This is a genomic window from Arthrobacter sp. CG_A4 (genome assembly GCF_035985125.1).
Classification (GTDB): domain Bacteria; phylum Actinomycetota; class Actinomycetes; order Actinomycetales; family Micrococcaceae; genus Arthrobacter.
Genome location: NZ_JAXCID010000080.1, coordinates 1 through 5,748, shown reverse-complemented (window position 1 = coordinate 5,748; position 5,748 = coordinate 1). Strand labels below are relative to the sequence as shown.

Annotated in this window: 6 protein-coding genes; all 6 read right to left on the bottom strand. The window is 62.8% G+C overall.

Annotated features, from left to right (window positions below):
- Positions 1–793: 793 nt before the first annotated feature.
- The 6 genes from RCH07_RS18905 to RCH07_RS18880 all read right to left on the bottom strand — a co-directional run bounded on the left by RCH07_RS18905 (position 794) and on the right by RCH07_RS18880 (position 5,397).
- The gene (locus tag RCH07_RS18905) at positions 794–1,207 is read right to left on the bottom strand and encodes an HAAS signaling domain-containing protein (RefSeq protein WP_326969032.1); all 414 of its coding nucleotides are present in this window, start codon (positions 1,205–1,207) and stop codon (positions 794–796) included.
- Positions 1,204–1,554 carry a PadR family transcriptional regulator gene (locus tag RCH07_RS18900; RefSeq protein WP_326969031.1) on the bottom strand — a complete coding sequence of 117 codons (351 nt, stop codon included), beginning with the start codon at positions 1,552–1,554 and terminating at the stop codon, positions 1,204–1,206. Before RCH07_RS18900 ends, RCH07_RS18905 begins: the two co-directional genes overlap by 4 nt.
- A 234-nt stretch (positions 1,555–1,788) precedes the next feature.
- Positions 1,789–2,229 (bottom strand): hypothetical protein, encoded by a 441-nt coding sequence (locus RCH07_RS18895; RefSeq protein WP_326969030.1) that lies wholly within the window; start codon positions 2,227–2,229, stop codon positions 1,789–1,791.
- Positions 2,230–2,535: 306 nt separating this feature from the next.
- The gene (locus RCH07_RS18890) at positions 2,536–3,426 is read right to left on the bottom strand and encodes an AAA family ATPase (RefSeq protein WP_326969029.1); all 891 of its coding nucleotides are present in this window, start codon (positions 3,424–3,426) and stop codon (positions 2,536–2,538) included.
- Positions 3,427–3,445: 19 nt separating this feature from the next.
- A complete protein-coding gene (locus tag RCH07_RS18885; protein WP_326969028.1) occupies positions 3,446–4,819 on the bottom strand; it encodes a Mu transposase C-terminal domain-containing protein in 1,374 nt (457 codons plus the stop codon).
- A complete protein-coding gene (locus tag RCH07_RS18880) occupies positions 4,816–5,397 on the bottom strand; it encodes a recombinase family protein (protein ID WP_326969027.1) in 582 nt (193 codons plus the stop codon). Before RCH07_RS18880 ends, RCH07_RS18885 begins: the two co-directional genes overlap by 4 nt.
- Between the last annotated feature and the right edge of the window lie 351 nt (positions 5,398–5,748).

Below are 5,748 nucleotides of genomic sequence, written 5' to 3'. Positions count from 1 at the left end.
CAAACAAGGACCCAAAACCATGCCGTCCACGCGCGCACTTTCGAATGATTCCACGAAGAAAGCTACGCGCGCATCTTGACATGATTCCCCGGGGAGTTTCGGCCATGAAAATATTGTCACGGCAAATCAGGCTATCTGTCACAGGGAATATTCAGGCGAATGCGGCTACCCCGGCCCCGCCAAGGGATGGGCCCGGACCAGACTGCGATTCAACCCCAACCTGGGCTCAAATCAGATTGACATTCTCAGCCGTCTGTAGCGGCGACTTTGACGCTGCGGTCGAGATTATCAATGTCGATCTTTCCGGCTACGACCGGGCGCACGTTGAAACACTTCGATCCGGTCCTGCTTGGCCCAAACTCATGGAGCTGGCAGCGCCGGCCAGCGCAGAGCTATTGGCAATCAACCAATTTGTCTTCACGGCTCCGAGATCATGGGCTACGCCTACAACGTTGATTGCAGGTGAGCTGAGCAGGAACCGCCCACCTTATGGGCCAAGCGTTGACATGTTCCTACAGGCCTTGAACGTGGAAGGTGTCACGATCTTGGCTGATCAGGACCACCTGGCGCAAGTGACCTCTCCTCAAGACCTGGCACAGGCAATCAACGAGGGACTTGCGACTGGGTAGCCATGGTTATCTCGAGCAAACCCATGGCCTGAAGGGCCATCATGTCGCGCTGAGGTACCCCGTGTGCTCCAAAGAGTGTCCGTAAGAGGATCCGCTACCGGGCGCCTGAGGCCGGGTTGACGAACCCGCCAGAATGCTGCCCTCGCTCTCTTCCATCCCCGTTTTCAGGTGTCCTGCCGGCTGAGATCCTCAGCTATCCGTTCGGGAAGTCGCCGCTGCAGCACATTGCTCCACGCGACCAGGGCGAATGTCAGTAGGACGGTCGCCACAAGATAGATCAATGTCCCGGGGAAGCCAAGGGAGATGCCGAGGACCTGGCCCGTGACGACCTTCGCGCCGATCAGGACCATCAACACGGCGCCAGCAAGGTAGCCGACCTTGGATCCGCGGGAAACCGTGCGCCCCTTCGGAAACCGTTCTGCGTACTCCCTGGGGCTGCCAAAAGCATCTTCAGGACGCGCACCGGTCTCCTGCAGGTGGCTCTGGAGTTCCCGGAGCAAATCGGCGACCTGGTCCTCGCTGAGCTTGCGCTGGCGCAGTCCCAGCGCAAGGGCTCTAAAGTACTCCAAGGTGGTCATGCCGGGTTCCCTTTCATCGTCAGTATCGCCTCAACCCTTGCCGTAAATTCCTGCCAAGCACCGGAGGTCTCGCTAAGCCAGGTCTCGCCGTCGGGGGTGATGCTGTAAAACTTCCGGCCTGGGCCCCCGTCGCCTTCGCGCCATTCGGAGCGGACGCGTCCATCTGCCTCGAGCCTGTTGAGTACCGGGTAGACAGTGCCGCCGCCAATGCCGGGCAGGCCCCGCGAGCCCAGATCCCGCACAATCTGGTAGCCGTACGTCTCGTTCCGGGACTGGACCTGCTGCAGGATGCACGGTGCCAGAACAGCCCGGATCCAGTCGCTGGGCCACCTTTGATCATCACTCACAACTAGACGGTAACATCGGCTAGCTTGCCTGACAATCTAGTATGGGGGTCGCTCGCCGCGCATGTTCGCACTTTGATGATCCGGACCAATGACGCACTCGCCAACGCATGCCTTACCACCCGCGGTAGTAGCCCCGCAGGCGATCGGACTAAATCTCGGCCTTAGCGCCCGGAAGGGGATCCCTCAGCGGACGCTTCTTATGCTGCGCGGACAACAGCGGCTATCCGGCGGAGGTTACCTTTCGTAGCCGAATTCGCGTCGGGTGAGCAGCTCATCGTTGAGTACGACTCTCACTTGCTCCTGTGGGTAGTCAAACCCGTTGTAGTCCCTGCCGAACACCAGGAGCGCCTCAGCGGCGATCCGCCGCCACCTGCGGGCCTCCTCGTGAGTAGTGAAGGCGTAGTCTGGGACGTCTCTGTCACCTTTGAGGTAGATGCTGGTACCGAAGGAGACAATCTCGGAAGCAAAGTACCAGTCTCCTGTTTTCGGGTCCGTTCCATCTGATTCTGCCGTGTGGAACGGGACTGTCATGTCACCATGCGTTAATGCGAATGCTTTACCTCGTTCTCGGCCCGTCGCGTTCATAAAGTTGAGACTTATATCACGCTCAGCATCGACTATCCGCCGATCCGGCGAGTACCAAGGCTCATCCTCAAGCGTGAACACCGAAAACATACTTCCTCCACAATCGATCACACTGCACGCCGTCTACGGAAAAGCAATGCCACTGACCAGTGACAAAACTGTGGGCAGTCGCCTCAAGCATGCCTCAGTTCTTGCCGCGATTTGCTTCGTGCGACTCGAAGCGGGCTACGTGTCAGGGCGCACCGAGGCCTGTCTACCTATGCCCGGGCTTTATCTCCTTGCCGGTGTGTCCGTAAGCCGGTCCTCCACCGGACAGACCAAGCAGTGACCTGCGCGCTTGAAGCTTGTAATTCTCCGCGGTATTTGGCCTGCATTTCGCGGCGTTATTTGGCGCGGTCAGGTGCCGATGAGCAGGGTTTCACGCGCTGCTTCGACGACTTCTTTGGTGATGCTGTTGAGTTGGTTGATGTCGCGGATGCGCGTGATTTGAATGAAGAGGCGTTGGATGAGCCGGAAGTTGCCGTTGGTGATGCGGGCGACGGCGGCGATGGCTTCGGCGTCGGTGAAGTCTTGGGGGTCGATACTCAGGCCGAGTTCCTGCCAGCGGTTCCTGAGGACGAAGGTGAGTTCGTCGGTGCTGAGGGTTCGGTAGTGGTGGGCGAAGCCGATGCGGCTGTAGAGCTGGGGGTAGCGGGCGCGGCGTTTTTCGATGCCGGGCATGCCGATAAGGATGACGCCCATGGTGTGGCGATCGTAGTAGTCCCGGACTTGCTCGAGGGCTGGAGGTTTGAGCCGGTCGGCCTCGTCGATGATGAGGAGTTCGGTCAGGCCGGATGCCCGGGAGTCGCGGTGCTCGAAGACGTCGATGTTGCCTTCCCGGGCGTATTCGGCTGCCCAGGAGATTCTTTGGCAGATCCGGGGTAGTTGCCGGTCGATCTCTCGGGGGCTGATGGTCACGGTGGGGGTCCAGAATGCTGTTCTGGCTTCGAGCACGCGGGCAGGGACGGGCTCGGTGTTGGTTTGCCCGGTGCGTTGCCATTGTTCCCATTCGGTCGCGCCGGCGTAGGCGCGTGCGGAGAGGGTTTTACCGACGCCGGGTGGGCCGTAGCAGACGCCGATGTGGCGGTTGGTGCGCACCGTGGTGGCGAATTCCGTGAAGCGCCGGTGCTCCTTGGTGATGAGAAATGGCGGCGTGTCAGGCGGGACCGGTGGCGGGGCGGCGGAAATCTCGCCGAGATCAGAGGAGAGGAAGCGGCGGCCGTCGTCATTCTCGTTTGTGGCGGGCATGGGGGTTCCTCTCCTTGGGTCAGTCTTCGGCGTAGGTGCGGAGCCGGTGCTGTTTGGGATCCGCGGGTTTCCCCCCGGTTTGGACAGGTTCGGCGGGTGCCTGCGGCGCGTAGCGGTCGTCGACGGGGAGTGCATCGGCGAGGCTGAGTTTGGTGCGCAGCTGTTTCTTCAGTTCGTTCCGGCGTGCTGATCTGGCTGCCTTGAGCTGCTTGAAGGTGATGGTTCTGGCGGCGAGTTCCGGGGTGATGGCGCGGCAGAGGAAGGTGTCCTGGTGCCAGACGCGGATTTCGGCCATGTCCCGGGGGTCGTAGCGGATGGTGACGCTCTCTCCGACGAAGGCGGAGAGTGTGAGGTCCAGGTCCTCGGGCCGGGCGGGCAGTCTGGGGATCCAGCCGCCTGCCTGCCAGCGTGCTGTGGGGATCTCTCCGGTTTCGGAGTGCGCGCGTTGGTTGTATTCGTCAACGATGAACTGCTCGAGCGCGGTGTCGAGCTGCTCGAGAGTCATCGTCGGTGTCGTCACCGGTGTCCCGCGGGTGCCGTGCGGGATGAAGCCTGGCAGATGCGGCAGGAGCCCGTCGGTGATGGTGCGGTAGAACCGCTCAATCTTCCCGCGGCCCTGCGGCACGCCGGGGAGGGAATGGATGAGGCGGATGTGGGTGTCAAGGCAGACCCGTTCAAGGTGGGTGCTGGTGAAGTCTGCGCCGTGATCGCTGTAGAGGAGATCGGGCAGACCCATGACGGGCCAGGCCGGATGCTTCTTGCGCTGCACGGCCTGGTGAAGGGCAAGGGCGGTCTGGAGCGCGGTCGGTGCACCGATAAATACGGTGTAGCCGGCGATGGCGCGGGAGTAGTCATCGAGGACGACGGTCAGCCACGGCCGTGCGCGGGCGCCGGCGGCGTCGACAATCTGAATGTCCAGCTCGGTGTGGTCGCACTGCCACTGCTCGTTCGCGCGGCTGGCGGTGCGCCGGTAGACCAGCTCGAACCGGTCGCGGTATGCGGCGTCGCCTTCAAGTGCGATGGTGCGTAGTCCGGGATCGATGGCGGCAACGACCGTCCGGACCGTCGAGTAGCCGGGGGCAGGGATGCCGCGGTCGAGCGCGACGGCACTGATCCGTCGGTGGATGAACGCGATGGTCGGCGCCGGGCGGCGGAGCGCGAGTCCTTCGATCGCACCCACGATTTCTGGCGGGAGCGAATGGCTCCCGCGGTCCGAGCGTGGCTGGCGGCCCAGGGCCTCGACCGATCCGCCGGCGCGGAATCCCGCCGTCCACCGTTGCAGCGTGCGGAGGGGGATGTCGGCCTGGCTGGAGATCCAGGCGAGGGGAACGCCATCCTCGAGGTGCTGCCGGAGCAGGGCGGCACGCTCTTCGGCCGACAGCCGATGCTTCATGACCGGGCAGCCGCCTGCTGGTGGCGGTAAAGCGTCGCGCGGCTCCAACCGACGAGCCGGGCCGCGTCCTCAGCGGAGCGTCCCTTCGCGCGGGCGTCCGACGCGATCGCGAGCTTGTCGGCGATCACGGCCGGGTCGGAGAGGGGCCGGCCGAAACGGGTGCCGCTTTTCCGGGCGGCGGCGATCCCGGCGTTGACGCGTTCTACGATCAGCTCGCGCTCGTACTCGGCCAATGTGGCAAGCATGTTCAGCATCATCCGCCCGGTCGAGGTCGCCGGGTCGATGCCGTCCGAGATGGACCTCAAGTGCACGCCGCGCTCCCGCAGCAGGTTCACCGTGTTCAACACATCGATCAAGGATCGGCCGAGCCTGTCTACCCGCCACACGACAACGGTGTCGCCGGGCTCCACGTACGCGAGGAGCTTCTTCATCCCGGGCCGCTCAATAGCGGTCTTGCTTCCGGAGGTGACGTCGGCGAACACGTCGCGCTTCTGCACCCCGGCGTCGACGAGTGCATCGAGCTGCAACTTCGCGTCCTGGCCCGACGTACTCACACGCGTATACCCGAGATGTCTCACCCGGCCATTGTGCCTCAGAAACCCCCGACCAGCACCCGCCTGAGACGATTCACGGTGAGACATCTTTTCGAGACGCGGGGCGGCCCGGCAGGACGCCGATTCCTTCGACCCTCCACGACACGAAGTCGGTGTCTCGAAAAACTGTTGTTTACTGAGACGCCCACCGCTAAGCCTGAATCCACCGGTCGGCTGTCGCTGATGGCCGGATTCTGATTCAGTCTTGTTTTCGGGCCGAGGGCAGGGTGGATGGCAGGATCTCGCTGTCCGGTGGTGTTCCACTGTTTCTTTCGGTTGCGCCGTATCGGCTGGATTGACAGTAGGGGGTCAGGCCGGTTTGGGCGGCGGGAAGAT

Excerpts from the sequence above, each read along its gene's own strand:
- RCH07_RS18890 (WP_326969029.1), bottom strand. The coding sequence starts at position 3,426 with ATGCCCGCCACAAACGAGAATGACGACGGCCGCCGCTTCCTCTCCTCT.
- RCH07_RS18905 (WP_326969032.1), bottom strand. The coding sequence starts at position 1,207 with ATGACCACCTTGGAGTACTTTAGAGCCCTTGCGCTGGGACTGCGCCAG.
- RCH07_RS18895 (WP_326969030.1), bottom strand. The coding sequence starts at position 2,229 with ATGTTTTCGGTGTTCACGCTTGAGGATGAGCCTTGGTACTCGCCGGAT.
- RCH07_RS18885 (WP_326969028.1), bottom strand. The coding sequence starts at position 4,819 with ATGAAGCATCGGCTGTCGGCCGAAGAGCGTGCCGCCCTGCTCCGGCAG.